Source organism: Streptomyces odonnellii (assembly GCF_000981895.1).
Lineage (GTDB): Bacteria > Actinomycetota > Actinomycetes > Streptomycetales > Streptomycetaceae > Streptomyces > Streptomyces odonnellii.
Genome location: NZ_LATD01000312.1, coordinates 1 through 17301, shown reverse-complemented (window position 1 = coordinate 17301; position 17301 = coordinate 1). Strand labels below are relative to the sequence as shown.

Annotated in this window: 16 protein-coding genes and 1 riboswitch; of the genes, 4 read left to right on the top strand and 12 right to left on the bottom strand. The window is 71.2% G+C overall.

The genetic code is table 11. The features are described from left to right. A partial coding sequence (locus WH07_RS26935) for a glycosyltransferase family 4 protein (protein WP_046505304.1) occupies window positions 1-1096 on the bottom strand: 1096 nt, incomplete at its 3' end. Between the two features lie 170 nt (window positions 1097-1266). Between WH07_RS26935 and WH07_RS26930 the strand changes: the two genes are divergently transcribed. Next, window positions 1267-2529, top strand: a complete 1263-nt coding sequence (locus tag WH07_RS26930) for a glycosyltransferase family 87 protein (protein ID WP_046505303.1) — start codon at window positions 1267-1269, stop codon at window positions 2527-2529. Here WH07_RS26930 and WH07_RS26925 read toward each other — a convergent pair. The 5 genes from WH07_RS26925 to WH07_RS26905 all read right to left on the bottom strand — a co-directional run bounded on the left by WH07_RS26925 (window position 2486) and on the right by WH07_RS26905 (window position 8081). Beyond that, window positions 2486-3736 carry a hypothetical protein gene (locus WH07_RS26925; protein WP_079023582.1) on the bottom strand — a complete coding sequence of 417 codons (1251 nt, stop codon included), beginning with the start codon at window positions 3734-3736 and terminating at the stop codon, window positions 2486-2488. The two genes, WH07_RS26930 and WH07_RS26925, sit on opposite strands and share 44 nt — an antisense overlap. A gap of 58 nt (window positions 3737-3794) precedes the next feature. Further along, window positions 3795-4832: a C40 family peptidase gene (locus tag WH07_RS26920; protein ID WP_046505301.1), complete on the bottom strand. Its 1038-nt coding sequence runs from the start codon at window positions 4830-4832 to the stop codon at window positions 3795-3797. Between the two features lie 266 nt (window positions 4833-5098). After that, the gene (locus WH07_RS26915; RefSeq protein WP_046505299.1) at window positions 5099-6121 is read right to left on the bottom strand and encodes a C40 family peptidase; all 1023 of its coding nucleotides are present in this window, start codon (window positions 6119-6121) and stop codon (window positions 5099-5101) included. Window positions 6122-6440: 319 nt separating this feature from the next. Then, window positions 6441-7805 (bottom strand): NYN domain-containing protein, encoded by a 1365-nt coding sequence (locus tag WH07_RS26910; RefSeq protein WP_046505308.1) that lies wholly within the window; start codon window positions 7803-7805, stop codon window positions 6441-6443. A 33-nt stretch (window positions 7806-7838) separates the two neighbouring features. After that, window positions 7839-8081 carry a hypothetical protein gene (locus WH07_RS26905; RefSeq protein ID WP_046505306.1) on the bottom strand — a complete coding sequence of 81 codons (243 nt, stop codon included), beginning with the start codon at window positions 8079-8081 and terminating at the stop codon, window positions 7839-7841. A 185-nt stretch (window positions 8082-8266) separates the two neighbouring features. Between WH07_RS26905 and WH07_RS26900 the strand changes: the two genes are divergently transcribed. Together WH07_RS26900 and WH07_RS26895 are read left to right on the top strand one after the other, a co-directional pair. Next, window positions 8267-8977: a rhomboid family intramembrane serine protease gene (locus tag WH07_RS26900; RefSeq protein WP_232789072.1), complete on the top strand. Its 711-nt coding sequence runs from the start codon at window positions 8267-8269 to the stop codon at window positions 8975-8977. Continuing rightward, on the top strand, window positions 8974-9255 hold the full coding sequence (locus WH07_RS26895) for an Lrp/AsnC family transcriptional regulator (RefSeq protein WP_046505295.1): 282 nt from the start codon (window positions 8974-8976) through the stop codon (window positions 9253-9255). The genes WH07_RS26900 and WH07_RS26895 overlap by 4 nt, the downstream gene beginning before the upstream one ends. A gap of 19 nt (window positions 9256-9274) precedes the next feature. Here WH07_RS26895 and WH07_RS26890 read toward each other — a convergent pair whose 3' ends face one another. The 6 genes from WH07_RS26890 to ctaE all read right to left on the bottom strand — a co-directional run bounded on the left by WH07_RS26890 (window position 9275) and on the right by ctaE (window position 16534). Continuing rightward, window positions 9275-10663, bottom strand: coding sequence for an aminotransferase class V-fold PLP-dependent enzyme (locus WH07_RS26890; protein WP_046505293.1), 1389 nt, complete (start codon window positions 10661-10663; stop codon window positions 9275-9277). Window positions 10664-10697: 34 nt separating this feature from the next. Beyond that, a riboswitch (SAM riboswitch) is annotated at window positions 10698-10815 on the bottom strand. 218 nt (window positions 10816-11033) lie between these two features. Then, entirely contained in the window at window positions 11034-12104 is a 1071-nt protein-coding gene (trpD, locus tag WH07_RS26885; RefSeq protein WP_046505291.1) for an anthranilate phosphoribosyltransferase, read from the bottom strand. A gap of 218 nt (window positions 12105-12322) precedes the next feature. Beyond that, on the bottom strand, window positions 12323-13993 hold the full coding sequence (qcrB, locus tag WH07_RS26880) for a cytochrome bc1 complex cytochrome b subunit (RefSeq protein WP_046505289.1): 1671 nt from the start codon (window positions 13991-13993) through the stop codon (window positions 12323-12325). Then, window positions 13990-15036: a cytochrome bc1 complex Rieske iron-sulfur subunit gene (qcrA, locus tag WH07_RS26875; RefSeq protein ID WP_046505285.1), complete on the bottom strand. Its 1047-nt coding sequence runs from the start codon at window positions 15034-15036 to the stop codon at window positions 13990-13992. Before qcrA ends, qcrB begins: the two co-directional genes overlap by 4 nt. Next, complete coding sequence (gene qcrC / locus WH07_RS26870) at window positions 15033-15842, bottom strand: cytochrome bc1 complex diheme cytochrome c subunit (RefSeq protein WP_046505283.1); 810 nt, start codon at window positions 15840-15842, stop codon at window positions 15033-15035. Before qcrC ends, qcrA begins: the two co-directional genes overlap by 4 nt. Window positions 15843-15913: 71 nt before the next feature. Further along, a complete protein-coding gene (gene ctaE, locus WH07_RS26865) occupies window positions 15914-16534 on the bottom strand; it encodes an aa3-type cytochrome oxidase subunit III (RefSeq protein WP_046505280.1) in 621 nt (206 codons plus the stop codon). Between the two features lie 196 nt (window positions 16535-16730). Here ctaE and WH07_RS26860 point away from each other — a divergent pair, with 196 nt between their 5' ends. Then, window positions 16731-17132 (top strand): DNA-binding transcriptional response regulator, encoded by a 402-nt coding sequence (locus WH07_RS26860; RefSeq protein ID WP_046505278.1) that lies wholly within the window; start codon window positions 16731-16733, stop codon window positions 17130-17132. Window positions 17133-17301: the final 169 nt, after the last annotated feature.

Here is a 17301-nt window from a genome sequence, read left to right as displayed (position 1 = left end):
GGGCCCGCCCCCGCTCCCCCATCCGCCGTCGCAGCCCCTCGTCCTCCAGCAGCGTGACGATCCGGTCCGCCGACTCCGCCGCCGCCAGTTCCGGCGGGGCGCCCCGGACCACCCAGCCCGTCTCACCGTCCAGGACCGCGTCCGGCGCACCGCCGGAGTCGCCCGCGACGACCGGGAGGCCCGTCGCCGAGGCCTCCAGGTAGACGATGCCCAGGCCCTCCACGTCGAGGCCGCCGCGCCGGGTGCGGCAGGGCATCGCGAAGACGTCGCCCGCGCCGAAGTGGGCGGGCAGGTCGGCCCAGGGGACCGCGCCCGTGAAGCGCACGGCCCCGGCCACCCCCGTCTCCGCCGCCAGCTTGCGCAGCTCCCCCTCGTACGGCCCGCCGCCCACGATCAGCAGGACCGCGTCCGGCACCCGCGACAGGATCGCGGGCAGCGCGCGGATCAGCGTGTCCTGCCCCTTGCGCGGCACCAGCCGGGAGACACAGACCACGACGGGCCGGTCGGCGAGCCCGAGCCGCTCCCGTACCGCGGCGCCGCCGGAGTCCGGGTGGAAGGTCTTCTCGTCGACGCCGGGCGCCAGCCGTGTCATCCGCGCGGCGGCCTCCGCGGAGAGCGCGCCCGCGATCCGCGAGCGGGTGTACTCGCCGAGATAGGTGAGCGTGTCCGTGGACTCGCCGATCCGCCGCAGCAGCCCCCGCGCACCGGGAAGCTGCGCCCAGCCCGCCTCGTGCCCGTGCGTCGTGGCGACCAGGCGCCGCGCGCCGGCCTTCCGCAGCGCCGGGGCCATCAGCCCGAGCGGCGCCGCAGCGCCGAACCAGACGGACTCGCAGCCGTGCTCCCGCAGCAGCCCGGCCGCCCGGGCGGTCACGCGCGGGGTCGGCAGGAGCATGGTCGTACGGTCCCGTACGACCGTGAACGGCTGCTCGGCGTCGAACGCCGCGGTCGCCTCCGCGCCCTCCCGGCCGCGCTTCCACGTCGACGCGTAGACGACGAGCCGCTCCGGGTCCAGCCGGAGCGCCATATTGTGCAGGAACGCCTGGATGCCCCCGGGCCGCGGCGGAAAGTCGTTGGTCACGATCAGTGTCTTGTGCATCGCCGCCGACAGTACTCGCCACCGCCCGTGCGCAACGGCCCCGCCTCATGGATGGGCCACGGCCCCGCCCGGCATCATGACTCCGACGATCGGGCAGAAAACGTCATGAAACATCAGCAACGGGCATCGGCAGCGACGGCGGGAAGAGCCGGCAACCGGACGGGGTGGTCATGGCGGGCACGCGCGGCACACGGCGGCTCCCGGTCACCGCCCTCGTTGTGGTGTGGTCCCTCACCAGGGCCGTTCTGCTGCTCTCCGTCTTCAAGGTGTTCACCGTGCCGGGGCCCGATGTGACCGGCGATGTGTCGGTGATCTACCACGGCTGGTACGAGGTGCTGAAGACCGGCACGTACCCGCTGGACGATGTCACCTGGCAGTACCCGCCCGCCGCGGCCCTCGCGATTCTCTCCCCGGCCGTCCTGCCCTTCCTCGGCTATGCAGCCGCCTTCTTCGTGCTGGCCTTCCTCTGCGACGCGGTGGTCCTCGTGCTGCTGCTGCGGGCCGCCCGGGGCGCGGACCGGTCGCCCCGGGGGGCGTGGCTGTGGGTGGCGGGGGTGCCGCTGCTGGGGCCGACCTCGTACGCGCGTTACGACCTGATGGTGACGGCGGTGGGCGTCGCCGCGCTGCTCGCGGGGGCGCGCAGACCGCGCACGATGGGCGCGCTGGCCGGGTTCGGGGCACTGCTGAAGGTCTGGCCGGTGCTGCTGCTGGTGGGCACCCCGCGCGGCCGTACCACCCGCCGTGCCTGGACCTCGGCGGCCGTCACCGGGACCGCGCTGCTCGTGGTCTGCTGCGCGGCGATGCCGGGCGCGCTGGCGTTCCTCACCTTCCAGCGGGACCGCGGCACCGAGATCGAGTCGCTGGGCGCCCTGGTGTTCCAACTGGCGCGGCACCACGGCTGGGGCGGCGAGGTGCTGCTCAACTACGGCTCCGTGGAGTTCGTCGGGCCGTATGTGGGGCTGGTCAGCACGGCCGCGATGGGGCTGACCGCGCTCGCCCTCGGCTGGCTGCTCGTCTGGCGGCTGCGAGCGCGCTCGTACGGTCCCGGCACCCCCGGCGAGGCGGGCTTCACGGCGGTACTGCTCTTCACCACCACGAGCCGGGTGATCAGCCCGCAGTACATGCTCTGGCTGGTCGGGCTGGCGGCGGTCTGTCTGGTGTCGCGCTCCTCCCGGATGGCGCTGCCCGCGTGGCTGGTGCTGGCGGCGACGGCGGTGACCCTGCTCGAGTTCCCGCTGCTGTTCTCGCATGTGGTGGCGGGCGATCCGGTGGGCGTGACGCTGCTGTTCGTACGGAACGGGCTGCTGGTCGCCGCGAGCCTGATCGCCTGCCGGCGGCTGTGGCGCGGGACCGTGCCCCCGCCGGGAGCGCGGGCGGACAGGGAAGCCGTCAGCCCAGCCGCCGGCGAAGGTAGTCGCGCCAGCGCGCGGTGAAGTCCTCCGGGGTGGTGGCCAGGACCGTGTGCAGGGCGTCCTCCACCGCGCCGTCACGCCCGTCGTGGGCGCCGACCGCGCGGTAGAAGTCGGTCAGCTTCCGCTCGCCCCAGCGGTCGGCGATCAGCTCGCAGGCCAGCCAGCCGCTCTCGTACGCCCGGGCCAGCCGGTCGGCTCCGGCGCCGAAGGCGAAGTCCTCGTCGGAGGGCAGTGCGGTAGGGGTGTCGCCGTCGCGTACGGCGCGCTGGAGTTCGGGGGCGATCCGCTCGGCCGTACGGTCCGTTCCCCGGTACGCGACCCGGTCCGCGAAGCCCTCGGAGAGCCAGAGCGGGGTCGCGGCGGAGGTGGCGGCCCGGGTCGCCACATGGGTGGTCTCATGGGTGAGGACGACATGCTGTCCGAAGGTGCCGAGGGTGTCGTACGCCGTGGGGTTGACGACGATCCGGTCGGCGGGCGAGGCGCCCCGGGTGCCGCTGCCGTCGGCGGAGATGCCCGTGGTGACCGCGGCGATGTCCCGGTAGCCGTCCGTGGAGGCGCCCAGCAGCCTCGCCATGGCCTCGGACGAGGCCGGGACGAGCAGCACCTCCCGGCGGGCCCAGCCGCCCGGCCAGGCGTCCGCGACGGCGGGCACGGCCGCGTCGGCGGCGTCCGCGACCGCCCGCAGCCGGGCGTCGTCCTGGCCGACCCCGAGGACGAGGCTGTGCGCGCCGCGTACGGCCCGTACCCGGCCCTGCTGCCAGAGCTGCTGGGCGCCGCTCCCCTCGCCCGGCCGGTCGGCGGTCACGTACCACCGTCCGGCGCGCTCCCGCAGCTCCAGCGTGCGCGGCTCGGAGACCGGCGCGCTGTCGTAGCCCGCGATCCGGTGGTGCAGTTCGGCGCGGACGGTGGCGCGGTCGCCGGAGCGCTCGACATCGGTGAGCCGGTACGTCCAGGACCCGAGCGGCACCTCGGCGAGGTTCCCGAACTCCCGCCGCCCGGCGGCCCGCAGCGCGGTCGCCGAGGGGTCGACGACCGCGAGATAGGCCCGCTCGTCCCGGTCCATGACGGCCGCGGCCCGGCGGTCCAGGGTGGCGGCGATCTCCCGGGCCGTCTCCCGGGCGGCACGGTCGGCCCCCTCGGCCGGCGCCGTACACCCGCAGCCGGACAGCACGAGCAGTACGACGGCCGTCCACCGCCCCACCGCGCCCCACGCCACCCGACCTGCCACAGCGCCGATGGTACGAGGTGCCGGGCGCGGGCCGGGCGCCGTCGGACCGGGGTGGGCGTCAGACCCGGGTGACCGAAGAGACCGGCATCATGCCCACCGGGTCGTAGCGCACCGCCGCGCCCGGGTACGGGGCGTGGATCACCTGGCCGTTGCCCGCGTACATCGCGATATGGCTGGCGTCGTCGCGGTAGGCCACCAGATCGCCGGGGCGCGCCTCGGAGAGGGAGACCTGGCGGCCCGCGTACCGCTGTGCCTGGGAGGTACGGGGCAGACCGACCCCGGCCTGCGCGTACGACCACTGGGTCAGGCCCGAACAGTCGAAGCCGGAAGGCCCGTTGGCGCCCCAGACATACGGCCGGCCCACGGCCCGTTGCGCCGCGAGGAACGCCGCGGAGGCGCGCCCCGAGGCCGCCCCCGCGCCGGAGAGCACGGGCAGTCCGTCGCGGCCGGAGCGGGACGACCGGGCGTAGGACTCCCGGTCGGCGGCGGGCAGGGAGTTCAACAGCCGCCGCGCCTGCGCGAGTTTGCGTTCGACGGTGTGCTTGTGCCGGGCGACGACGGCCCGGCTGCGCTCCAGTTCGGCGAGATCGTGGGCGGCTTCCGTCCGTAGCTGGCCCAGTCCGCGCTGGGCGCGCCTGAGTTCGGTCAGGGCACCGGACTGGCGGGCGCCGACCCGTTCCAGTAAGGACGCCTTGTCGAGATAGCTGTCGGGGTCGGAGGAGAGCAGCAGGGCGAGCGCCGGGTCGAGCCCGCCGGAGCGGTACTGCGCGCCGGCGACCGAACCGAGCGCCCCGCGCATCCGGTTGATCTGTTCCTGGCCGCGCGCCGCGCTGTCCCGGGCCCGGTCCACCAGCGCCCGCAGCCGGTCCACCCGCTCGGTCGCCCTGTTGTACAGCTCGGTCGCCTTCTCGGCCTGTTCGTAGAGCCGGTCGACCGTGGCCCGTACCTCCTCGGGCGTCTGCCCCGGGTCGGCGCCCACGGGGGCCGCTCCGAGCGCCACGGCCGCCGTGGCCACGGCGGCGGTCAGGGCCACCGCCGCGCCGCCGCGCGAGGCGGAGCCGGGACCGGGCTGTGAGGGACGGCGATGGGACACCACAGGAAGCCGCACTTCCTTCCGCTGGACGCACTGACGCGGCCCCCGGCCGCCCGGCGGGCGGACCACTGGCCGGAGCCGCGGGAGCAGACAGTAGCCGTACGGTCACGGAGCGGCCAACGACCGCCCCGGGCACACAAAGCGGCGCCCCGCCGTAGACCACAGGTCATCGGCGGGGCGTGGTGTCAGCGGAGCGCACCGAAATTCGCCCGAACGGGCGGCGTCGCGGACGCCGGCGAGGGCAGTGGTGCGTCGGACGCGGTGGTGGTTCAGATACGGACGCCGAACTGGAACGGCATGTTGTTGATCGACTCGTACCGCACGCTCGCACCCGGCTTCGGCGCGTGCAGCACCTGGCCGTTGCCGGCGTAGAAGCCGACGTGGTGCAGGTCGCCGTAGAAGATGACGAGGTCGCCCTGCTGGAGCTGGCTCATCCCGATGCGCGTACCGGCGTTGGCCTGGGCCTCGGAGGTCCGGGGTATCGCGACCCCGGCCTGCGCGAACGCCCAGGAGGTCAGCCCGGAGCAGTCGAAGGAGCTGGGGCCGGAGGCGCCGTAGACGTACGGCGTGCCGATCTTGCCCTGGGCGGCGGCGAACGCGGCCGAGGCGTACCCCGAGGCGGGCTTCGCATTGCCCAGGTCCGCGCGGGAGGTGGCGCGGCTGGAGCGGGATTCCTCGGCGGCGAGCGAGGCGCGCTCCTGCTCGGTGAGCGTGTTGAGGAGCTTCTGCGCGGCGGCGAGCTTCTCCTGGACCTCGGCCTTCTTCGAGCCGAGCTCCTTGCGGGTCTCGGCGAGGTCCTGGACCTTGGCCTGGGCCTCCTTGCGCTGCTGCGCGAGGGACCGCTGCTTCTCCTGGATCTGCTGGAGCGAGTCGGCCTGCTTGGCGCTGACCTGGTCGAGCGTGGAGGCGCCCTCCAGGTAGCTGTCCGGGTCGGAGGAGAGGAAGAGCTGCACGGAGGGGTCGATGCCACCGGTGCGGTACTGGGCGCTGGCCATCGAACCGAGGCTGTCGCGCAGGTCGTTCAGCTCGTCCTGGCCGCGGGCGACCTTGTCCTGGAGGGCGTCGACCTGCTTTTCGAGCTTGCCCTGCGCCTCCTTGGCCCCGTTGTACTTCTCGGTGGCCTTCTCCGCGTCCTCGTAGAGCTTGTCGACCTTCTCCTTGACGTCGCTCTTGCTCGGCTGCGGGGCAGCCTGCGCGGCCTGGGCGGTCAGAGCGACAGCGGCGGCAGCGGTCGCGGTGAGCACGGTCACACGGGCGCGGCTCGGCTGCTTGGGACGACGGTGGGACGCCACGGAGGCGAGCTCCTTCTTCCTCAGCCGCCTACCGGGCCTCGGGGACACAGGCCCCGGCTCCATACGTTCCACACCCCTGCCAACTGGGCTGAACTGCATGAAATCGGCGGTTCCTTCGCTGCCACCCCGGGTGGGTGATCAACCGCGCGAAGGTTCGACGCCTGACCATAGTGACCTTCTTGTGATCAGTTCAAATCCTCACGAGGAAAATCTCCATCACGACGCGCATAATTTACAGACAGTCCACAGACAGTGATGGGCATTTGACGCTGCGCCCCATTAATATATGACCAATTCGGGCATGAGCCCCACAAGTTGACTAGACACGCGAAAGGCGCTTCAGCAACAAGGCGGACGCGACCGGCCTGGCCCCGGCCCGCGCCACCCCGTCGGCGACCTCGCGGTCCGTGGAGACCACCACCACCGGCCGTCCCGGCGGCTCCGCCCTGACGAGCTGGCGGATCAACTCGTCCGCGGTCACTCCCGGTTTGGAGAACAGCACCCGCACCCCGCGCGGCGGCGCCAGCAGCACCGGAGCGGCCAGCTCCGCGCCGTCGAAGACACAGGTCGTCTCCGCGCCCGACTGCGCCGCCAGCATGGCCAGCCCGCCCAGCAGCCGCAGCCGCTGCTTCTCCAACGGCATGGTCGGATAGCCGGTCTTGGTGACGTTGTAGCCATCCACGATCAGATGTGACTGCGGCAGCGCCAGCAATTGATCGAGCAGGGCCGGATCGGTCTCGGACAGCGCTCGGGCCGCCACGTCCTTGGGCGACATACGGCCCGGCTCCACCGCGTCCACCGCGTCGGCGGGACGCCCGGTGGCGGGCGGCAGCGCCAGCTCGCGCCGCAGCCCCTGCGCCGACTCCAGCACGGTGTCCAGCAGCAGCCGCAGCCGCATGTCCTCCGCCGAGCGCCCCTCACGGGCGGCCCTGCGGCTCGCCTCGACCGACGCCTCCGCCTCGGCGAGCCGCGCCTTGACCCGTCGGGTCTCGCTCTCGGCGGCCGACACCTGCGCGGCGGCCTCGGCCCTGACCGTCTCGGTCTCCGCCTGGATACGGCGCAGCGCGGCCTCGCCCCGCTTCACATCGCTCTGGGAGCTGCGCAGTTTGCGGTGGAGCGCCTCGGCCTCCTTGCGGGCCGCCTCCAGCTCCGTACGCAGCCGCTCGGTCTCGCTCTTCGTCAACGCCCGCGCGACGGCGAGTTCCTCGCGCAGCCGCTCCAGCTCGCGCCGGGCCTCCTCGTCGGCGCGCTCGGCGTCCGCGCGCTGGGCCTCCTCGCCCGCCGCGGCCACCAACTTCACCCATCCGGGGGGCCTGAGCACATACGCGGCCGCCGCGACGTCCACGGGGTCCGCGGCGGCGGGCGGCGATCCCGACTCCAGCGCCCCGGCCAGCTCCGGCTGGGACTGGCTGATCCGCTCGCCGATCCGCTGCCGGAACAGCGGATCGCTCTCCAGGGCCGCCGCCATCGCGTTGCCCGCGAACCTCGCCCGCCGGTTCGGGGTGAACCGCGCGTACTGCCGCAACTGCGTGGGGAGTTCGGTGAGGGTCAGACCGCCGAAGGCGTCCGACACCAGCGCGATGACCCTGCGCCGTACCCCGTCCGGGAGCGGGCGGTCGAGGGCCTCCGCGGCGTCACCGCCGGCCGCGCCGGCCGGCTCCGCACCGCTTGCGCCCTGCTCCACATCCGTCACCCCATACCCTTTCGGGCGGCTCCCTCAGGAACCGGCGCCCGGCCTGTCCACCAGTTCGATCTGATCCACCGCGTTGCACCACCGGCACCGCACCGACTCGATGGTCTCACTGACCACCTCGCGCTCCTCGACCGTCGGTTCCCCCGCCAGGTCCAGATGGACGTACTCCACGGCCTTGGACGACCGCGTCACGTCGAAGCGCGTGAGATTGCCGCACAGGGTGCAGCGCCACCGGGTGGCCGCCGTCGGCCGGGGAACCGTAGTCATCAGTGCGCCCTCTTCCACGTCGTTCCGTCCGTTGCGGTCGTCCGGTCCCGCTGCCCCTCGCGCCGTCGTCCGTGCTGCGCCGTCGAACAGCGGATGTACTCCCTGCAACCCTACGGCCTCGGGGCCACCCCAGGGAGCGGCGAGGCGCTCTGTACCGGTCGGTCCCGGTACGCCATGCTCTGTCGGTGAATACGTGGCGGACGAAGGCCGACGGACCGGTGGTGACCTACACACTGATCGGGCTCTGCTGTCTGGCTTTCCTGCTCAGCCCGGCCTCGGGCTTCAATCCCGCGTACGGGACAGGAGAAGCACGGCTCGCCGCCCAGAGCGCCTATTTCGAACAGTGGGGTGTCATCCCCGTCGAACTGCTCAGCGCCTCGCCACGAGCCCTGCTCAGTCCACTGACCGCGCTCTTTGTGCACGGTAGCTGGCTGCATCTGCTCGGAAACATGCTGTTCCTGTTCGTCTTCGGCGCGATGGCCGAGGAGCGGATGGGCCGGATCCACTTCCTGCTCTTCTACGTCGGCGTCGGCTGTCTCGCGCTGCTCGCGTACGCACTGGCCAACGCGGCTTCGGACCAGACCCTGGTGGGCGCCTCGGGCGCGATCTCGGGCGTGCTCGGCGCCTTTCTCTTCCTCTTCCCCAAGGCCCGGGTCACCAGTCTCTTCCCGTTCCTGTTCTTCCTGCCGCTGCGCTTCCCCGCCTGGATCGTGCTGATCTTCTGGTTCGCGCTCCAGTGGCTGGCGGCACGCGGTGCCGCTTCGGGGCCGGGTGTCGCCTATCTGACGCACCTGGTGGGCTTCGGCGAGGGCTTCCTCTACACCTGGGTGCGGTACTGGCGTACCGATACAGTGGGAGACCACACCGCGGCCACCGAGGGAGAACGTCAGCCGTGATCACCGCGATCGTGCTCATCAAGACCAGCGTGGACCGGATCCCCGAGATCGCGGAGGCCATCGCCGCGCTCGACAGCGTCAGCGAGGTCTTCTCGGTCACCGGTACGTACGACCTGATCGCCATGGTGCGGGTGGCCAGGCACGACGATCTGGCGGATGTGATCCCCGGCAGGATCAGCAAGATCGAGGGCGTCGAGGCCACGGACACGCATGTGGCGTTCCGTACGTACTCCCAGCACGACCTGGAAGCGGCGTTCGCGATCGGCCTCGACGCCTAGGGCTTGTGCGCCCGTACGGTCACGCCGTCGGCGCGCCGGTCCGGTCGGGGACACAACGGCCGTCCTCCGTACGGTAGTTCCAGCGCGCCCCGTCGCTCACCAGCTCCCGTACGGCACGGACGAAGCGGTCCACATGCTCGTCCGGGGTCCCGGCGCCGAAGCTGACCCGGATCGCGTTGAGCGAGCGCTCGCCCGGCTCCGCCTCCGGGGCCCCGCACTCCCCCGGGTCCTGCGGATCCGTCCCCAGCAGGGTCCGCACCAGCGGGTGGGCGCAGAACAGCCCGTCCCGTACGCCAATGCCGTACTCCGCGGAGAGCGCGGCGGCGAAGTGCGAGCTGTTCCAGCCCTCGACCACGAACGACAGGACGCCCACACGCGGGGCGTCGTCCCCGAACAGCGAGAGCACCCTGACCTCGGGCACCTCGGCGAGCCCCGAGCGCACCCGGTCGATGAGCCGCCGCTCGCGCGCGACGAGGGTGTCGAAGCCCGCCTCGGTGAGCGCCTTGCAGGCGGAGGCGATCGCGTACGCCCCGATCACATTCGGCGAACCGGCCTCGTGCCGGGCCGCCGTGGTGTGCCACTCGACGTCGACCCCGCCGTCGGCCCTGCGCGCCACCGTACGGCTGGCGCCGCCGCCCGCGAGATACGGCTCGGAGTCCCGCAGCCAGTCGGCGCGGCCCGCAAGGACCCCGGAGCCGAACGGCGCGTACAGCTTGTGCCCGGAGAAGGCGACCCAGTCGACGTCCAGCGCGGCGATGTCCACGCGGTGGTGCGGGGCGAGCTGCGCGGCGTCGAGGACGATCCGGGCGCCGTGGGCGTGCGCGGCGGCGGCCAGTTCCCGTACGGGCCACAGCTCACCGGTGACATTGGAGGCGCCGGTGACACAGACCAGCGCCGGACGCCGCGAGTCCCGCCGCGCCAGCGCCCGGTCCAGGGTGGCGACGGCCTCACCGGGGGTGCGGGGGGCGTTGAGATAGCTGATCCTGGCGTCCCCGGCGCGGGCGTCCCGCCAGGGCAGCAGGGAGGCGTGGTGCTCGGTCTCGAAGACGAACACCTCGCAGCCGGCCGGGAGTACGGCCGCGAGCAGATTCAGCGAGTCGGTGGTCGAGCGGGTGAAGACGACCTGGTCGTCGGGGCGGCAGCCGAGGAACTCCGCGACGGTGCGGCGGCTGTTCTCGAACAGGTCCGTGGAGAGCTGCGAGAGATACCCGGCGCCGCGGTGGACACTGCCGTAGTACGGGGCGTACGCGGCGACATCGTCCCAGACCCGCTGGAGCGCGGGGGCGCTGGCGGCGTAGTCGAGCGCGGCGTAGGTGACCTCGCCACCGGTGACCAGCGGAACGGTGACATCGCGCCCAAGAACGGGAAGGGGGGCGGCGGCGGTCGTGCTGACGGCGTTCGGGCTCACGAAACGGCTCCCTTTGGGGACCAGGACCCCAAAGGGCCCGCGCTTGCCGCGGACCTCGCTGCCCACGGCCTGGTCTTCACCCGGGGCACCCCGCCACGGACGGAGGGTTGCCGGACAGCGAGCCGGGGCCGTAATCGCTGTCGCTCATGACCTGGTCAAAGAGTATGGCACACAGTGCCGCGCCACCCGCACAGCTGTCCGTAATCCGGGACTCAAGCCCGTCCGGCGTTTGAGGACACAACACAGCAGCCCGTCCGGCGTTTGAGGACGGAACCGCCCAGCCCGGCGCCGGGTGCGCAACACTACGGGCCCGCCCCGGCGCCGGGAGCCCAAAGGCACGGGCCCGCCCCGGCGCCGGCGCACGCGCCTCTCAGGCGCCCGCGTTGCTCGCCGCCACCCACCGCTCCAGCGTCCGCCTCGCCGCGCCCGAGTCCACCGCCTCCGCCGCCGTCGCCATTGCCGCCCCCAGTTGCACCGTCAGCGCGTCATCCGCCGGGTCCAGAGCCACCAGCGCCGCCGCCGCGTTCAGCAGGACCGCGTCACGGACCGGGCCCGTCTCGCCCGCCAGCAACCGGCGTGCCACATCCGCGTTGTACGAGGCGTCAGCGCCCCGCAGCGCCTCGATCGGCACCAGGTCCAGGCCCACGTCGCGCGGGTCGAAGGACTCCTCGGTGACCTTGCCGTCCCGTACCACCCACACCCGGGACGTGGCCGTGGTGGTCAGCTCGTCCAGGCCGTCGTCACCGCGGAAGACCAGCGACGAGTTGCCACGGTCGGCGAGCACCCCGGCCACGATCGGCGCCATCCGCAGATCCGCGACGCCCACCGCCTGGGACCCGACCCGCGCCGGATTGGTCAGCGGGCCCAGCACATTGAAGGTGGTCTGGGCGCCGAGTTCCTTGCGGGCCTTGGCCGCGTACCGCAGCGCCGGGTGGAACTTCACCGCGAAGCAGAAGGTGATCCCCGCTTCCTCGGCGACCTCCACGACCCGCTGCGGGGTCAGCTCCAGATTGACGCCGAGCTTCTCCAGGACGTCCGAGGCCCCGCTCGCGGACGAGGCCGCGCGGTTGCCGTGCTTGACGACCTTGGCACCCGTGCCCGCCACCACGATCGCCGCCATCGTGGAGATATTGACGGTCTTGGCGAGATCCCCACCCGTACCGACGATGTCGACCGTACGGCCGGGCACCTCGATGGTGTTGGCGTGCGCGTACATGGTGCGTACGAGGCCCGAGACCTCCTCCACCGTCTCGCCCTTCGCCCGCAGCGCCACCGCGAACCCGGCGATCTGCGCGTCGGTGGCCTCGCCGCTCATGATGCGGTCCATGGCCCACGCCGTGTCCTGGAGGCTCAGGTTCTCGCCGCGCAGCAGCGGGTTCAGCACGCCAGGCCAGGTGCGGTCCGCCACGGTGTCGCCTCCGACGGGGGTCACAGCGCTCATGCTCGCTCCTGGTGGGTGCCCGGGGATGGGTACGGGCCGTACGGGGCCCGCCGTAAGCGTATCGGCGGAGCCGTGGCCGCAGGCACGAGTGACCGGAGTACGGACGGGCCGGCACACCCCGTACACCCGCCCGCCCGCGCACGCCGAGGGCCCCGGCCGGTCCCCTCGTGGGGGAACCGGGCCGGGGCCCTCGGTTGTGGCGACCTGCTAGGGCCGGATCAGTGGTTGCCGTGACCCGTGGTGATCTCCTCGTGCCCGTGGCCGTGCGCGGCCGCGATCTCGTTGTACTCCTCGGCGGTCGGCTTGGGGATCTGGCTGCCCTCGCCGTAGTAGCCCTTGCTGAGCTTCACCCGGAGCTTCTCGGCGGGGCCGACCTTGCGGCGTACGCCGTTCTCGTCGACCGGCGGGCCGATCTCGGCCGGCTTGTGCTGGTCGTGCGCGGTCAGCCGGTGCAGATCGGCCTGGTCCAGCGGGGTGTGCACCTCGATGAACTCACCGTGCGGCAGCCGCTTGATGATCCCGGACTCGCGTCCGTGCAGCACCTTCTCGGCGTCGCGCCGCTGGAGACCCAGACAGATCCGCTTGGTGACGACGAAGGCGACGACCGGTCCGACGAAGAAGGCGACCCGGACGAACCAGGTGATCGCGTTGATCGACAGATGGAAGTGCGTCGCCCACAGGTCGTTACCGCCACCGATGAGCAGGATGAAGTACCAGGTCAGCCAGGCCACACCGAAGGCCGTACGGGTCGGTGCGTTGCGTGGCCGGTCCAGGATGTGGTGCTCGCGGGGGTCCCGGGTTACCCAGCCCTCGATGAACGGGTAGACCGCGATCGCGACCAGCACCAGCGGGAAGATCACCAACGGGATGAACACACCCAGGACAAGCGTGTGCCCCAGGAAGTTGATCTCCCACCCCGGCATCACACGGATGAGCCCTTCGGAGAAGCCCATGTACCAGTCGGGCTGGGCTCCGGTGGACACCTGGTCGGGGCGGTACGGACCGAGCGCCCAGATCGGGTTGATCGTGGCGATGGCCGAGACGATCGCGATCAGACCGAAGACCAGGAAGAAGAAGCCTCCGGCCTTGGCCATGTAGACCGGCAGCAGCGGCATGCCCACGACGTTCGTGTTCGTACGTCCGGGACCCGCGAACTGGGTGTGCTTGTGGTAGAAGACCAGGATCAGATGCGCCACGACCAGCCCCAGCATGATGCCGGGCAGCAGCAGGATGTGGACCGAGTAGAACCGGGCCACGAAGTCGCCGCCGGGGAACTCCCCGCCGAACAGGAACATCGAGAGATACGTCCCGACCACCGGCACCGACAGGATCGCGCCCTGCATGAAGCGCACACCGGTACCGGAGAGCAGGTCGTCCGGGAGCGAGTAGCCGGTGAACCCGGTGAACATGCCCAGCACGAACAGCAGGAAGCCGAACAGCCAGTTGATCTCACGCGGCTTGCGGAACGCGCCCGTGAAGAAGACGCGCATCATGTGCACCAGCATGGCCGCGAGGAAGATCAGCGCGGCCCAGTGGTGGATCTGCCGGATCAGCAGACCGCCGCGGACGTCGAAGCTGATGTCCACCGTCGAGGCGTACGCCTCGGACATCCGCACGCCCTGGAGCGGTACGTAACTGCCGTGGTACACCACCTCGTTCATCGAGGGGTGGAAGAACAGCGTCAGATACACACCGGTGAGGATGATGATGATGAAGCTGTAGAGGGAGATCTCACCGAGCATGAAGGACCAGTGGTCCGGGAAGATCTTCCGCATATTGGCCTTGGCCAGGGAGTAGATCCCCAGCCGGCCGTCCGCCCAGTCGGCGACCCGCTCACCGGCGGGCGCCCTGCGGTTCTTGTCGTCCGAAGAAGCAGTGCTGGTACTCATCCGCGCTCCCAGAAAGCAGGACCGACGGGCTCCTCGAAGTCGCCGAGCGCTTCGAGGTTGCCCTCGGCGTTCACACCGATCCGGAGCTGCGGAAGGGCGTGACCGGCCGGACCGAAGATGACGCGGGCGCCGTCGGAGAGGTCGAAGGTGGACTGGTGGCACGGGCAGAGCACGTGGTGCGTCTGCTGCTCGTACAGGCTGATCGGGCAGCCGACATGGGTGCAGATCTTCGAGAACGCCACGATCCCCTGGTGCGACCAGTCGAGCTCGCGCTTGCTCTTGATCTCGTCCGGCTGGATCCTGACGATCATCAGGGCCGCCTTGGCGATCTGCTTCTGGAAGTCCTCGCTGTGCTCGTCCAGGCCCTCGGGCATGGCGAACGTGAGGGAGCCGACGACGACGTCCTCGGGGCGCAGCGGCTGGTTGGTGTTCATGTTGATGAGCTGCTTGCCCTTGGCCCACAGCGTGGAGCGGAGCTTCTTCTCGGGCAGCGGGCCCAGATCACGCAGGAGCACCACACCGGCGAGCGGCACCAGCGCCATCGCGCCGAACATCGTGTTGCGGATCAGCTTGCGGCGGCCGAAGGCCGACTCCTCGGCACCGGCCGCGAAGTCCTTGAGGACCTTGGCCTTGACCTCGGGCGGCGCCTCGATGGGGTGCCGCTCGTCCGCGGTCTCGACGTCCGACATCAGCGTACGGGCCCAGTGGACGGCACCGGCGCCGATGCAGAACAGCGCCACACCCAGGGTCAGGCCCAGGGCGAGGTGCAGGATGCTGACATGACCCAGCGGCCAGACATAGACGATCTTGCTGACCGGGAAGGCCACGAACGAGGCGATGAACGCGACGGTCGCCACCATCGACAGCAGGAACAGCATGGCGACCGTGCGCTCGGACCGCTTGGCCGCGCGCTCGTCGATGTCCTGCATCCGCGGCCGGTGGGCCGGCAGACCGGGGTCGGCGAACGGATCGCGCCCGGGCTCCACCGCGCCGCCCCGCTCGCTCGGCAGGTTCTCTTCGGAAAACTCTTCTTGGCTACTCATGACTTCTTGGCCTTAGCGGTGTGGGCCGCGACCCAGACGGCGGCTGCGATCAGGACACCCAGACCGAAGATCCAGCCGAACAGACCTTCGCTGACAGGACCGAGGCCGCCCAGATTCAGACCGCCGGGGCTCTCGGCCTTCTCGCCGTTCACCGTCTGGATGTACGCGATGATGTCCTTCTTCTGCTGCTCCGGCATCGTCGAGTCGGGGAACGAAGGCATGTTCTGCGGGCCGGTCTGCATGGCCTCGTAGATGTGCCTCGGACTCGCGCCCTCAAGACTCGGTGCCGTCTTGCCGTGCGTCAGGGCGCCGCCCTCGCCGGTGAAGTTGTGGCACTGGGTGCAGTTGGTACGGAACAGGTCGCCGCCCCTGGCGATGTCCGCGCCCGCGGGGCTGTACTGCTCCTTGGTCGGGATGCCCGGTCCGGCACCGAGGGAGGCGACATACGCGGCGAGCTGGTCGATCTCCGCCTGCGAGTAGATGACCTTCTTCTTCGGTACCTGTGCGCCGGGCTGCTGCGCGGGCATCCGGCCGGTGCCGACCTGGAAGTCCACGGCCGCGGCGCCGACGCCGACCAGGGGCGGGCCGTCGCTGCTGCCCTGACCGCCGGTTCCGTGGCAGCTTGCGCAGCCGACGGTGTAGAGCTTCTTGCCCTCCTCGATGGCGAGGGACTGGGAGGTCTCGTCAGCCTGTGCCTTGCCCGCGGGCGCGAACGCGGCGTACAGCCCCCCGGTGGCCGCCAGCGCGAGGAGTAGGACGACGACCGCCGCCAGCGGATGGCGTCGTCGTGCGGAGAGCTTTTTCACGGATTACCCCGGTGTCAGGATCTTCTGCGTCGGTGTTGCTGGATTGTGTGCGCTCCGGGCGCGGTGCCCGGCTACTTGATCAAGTAGATGGTGGCGAAAAGGCCGATCCAGACGACATCGACGAAGTGCCAGTAATAGGACACGACGATGGCGGCGGTCGCTTGCTCGTGGGTGAACCTCTTGGCCGCGTAGGTCCTGCCCAGTACCAGCAGGAACGCGATGAGACCTCCCGTCACGTGCAGACCGTGGAAGCCTGTCGTCAGGTAGAACACCGAGCCGTACGGGTCGGAGGACAGCGAGAGGCCGTCCTTCTTCAGAAGCTCGGTGTACTCGAAGACCTGACCGCCGATGAAGATCGCGCCCATCACGAACGTGACCACGAACCAGGAGCGGAGCTTCTTCACATCGCCCCGCTCGGCGGCGAAGACGCCGAGCTGGCAGGTGAGCGAGGAGAGCACCAGGATCGTGGTGTTCGTCGCGGAGAACGGGATGTTCAGGTGCGACGCCATCTCTTTCCAGTGCGCCGCGCCCATCACCGATCGCAGGGTGAAGTACATCGCGAAGAGGGCCGCGAAGAACATCAGCTCGGAACTCAGCCAAATGATCGTTCCGACGCTGGTGAGGTTCGGCCGGTTGACCGACGGGTGCGCGTGCCCGGTTTCTACTGTCGTTGCTGTCGCCACGACCGACATTATGTCGGTCGCTTATCCCGCGCTGACTCCGGGGGGTGCCGTTCGGTGTGTCCGTGGACGTGTGCCCAGCTCGAACGGGTCGGCGAAGGCTGTCGGTACCCGTGCTGACTCGCTGTCCGACGGAGTAGCATCCGCGCATCGGTTCATGGCAATGGAGCCCTGAAGCCCTCGCAGACACTGATGTCACGGAGGAACAATGCAGCCGACCGCCACGGTGCTGGTCTACAGCGACGACGCGAACACCCGCGAGCAGGTCAGGCTGGCAGCGGGACGCCGGCCGGCCGCCGATGTACCGCCTGTCGAATTCGTGGAGTGCGCGACCCTGCCCGCGGTGCTCGAACAGCTCGACAGGGGCGGAATCGACGTCTGCGTGCTGGACGGCGAGACGGTTCCGGCGGGCGGTATGGGCGTGTGCCGGCAGATCAAGGACGAGATCTTCCACTGCCCGCCCGTGCTGCTGCTCATGGGGCGCCCGCAGGACGCCTGGCTGGCCACCTGGAGCCGTGCGGACGCCGCGGTGACCCTGCCGGTCGAGCCGGTCGGCTTCGCGGACGCCCTGGCGGCCCTGCTCCGCCGGCGGCTGGCCGTCAGCGCCTGAGCGGCCCAGGCCGCCCGCGCCGCCCGAGCACACGGCCGCGCCGGGCACACCGTACGGAACCGGGCCCCGCTGCCGCAGTGGCAGCGGGGCCCGGGTGTCGGCGGGTCCAGGTGTGCGGCGGACCGTACGAGGCGGTCGTACGGTACGGAGCCGGGGTCAGACGAGGGGG

Bases quoted from the DNA above. Each gene is read 5' to 3' on its own strand.
- WH07_RS26930 (WP_046505303.1), top strand. From the start codon at position 1,267: ATGGCGGGCACGCGCGGCACACGGCGGCTCCCGGTCACCGCCCTCGTT.
- ctaE (WP_046505280.1), bottom strand. From the start codon at position 16,534: ATGTCGGTCGTGGCGACAGCAACGACAGTAGAAACCGGGCACGCGCAC.
- trpD (WP_046505291.1), bottom strand. From the start codon at position 12,104: ATGAGCGCTGTGACCCCCGTCGGAGGCGACACCGTGGCGGACCGCACC.
- WH07_RS26905 (WP_046505306.1), bottom strand. From the start codon at position 8,081: ATGACTACGGTTCCCCGGCCGACGGCGGCCACCCGGTGGCGCTGCACC.
- qcrB (WP_046505289.1), bottom strand. From the start codon at position 13,993: ATGAGTACCAGCACTGCTTCTTCGGACGACAAGAACCGCAGGGCGCCC.
- qcrA (WP_046505285.1), bottom strand. From the start codon at position 15,036: ATGAGTAGCCAAGAAGAGTTTTCCGAAGAGAACCTGCCGAGCGAGCGG.
- WH07_RS26860 (WP_046505278.1), top strand. From the start codon at position 16,731: ATGCAGCCGACCGCCACGGTGCTGGTCTACAGCGACGACGCGAACACC.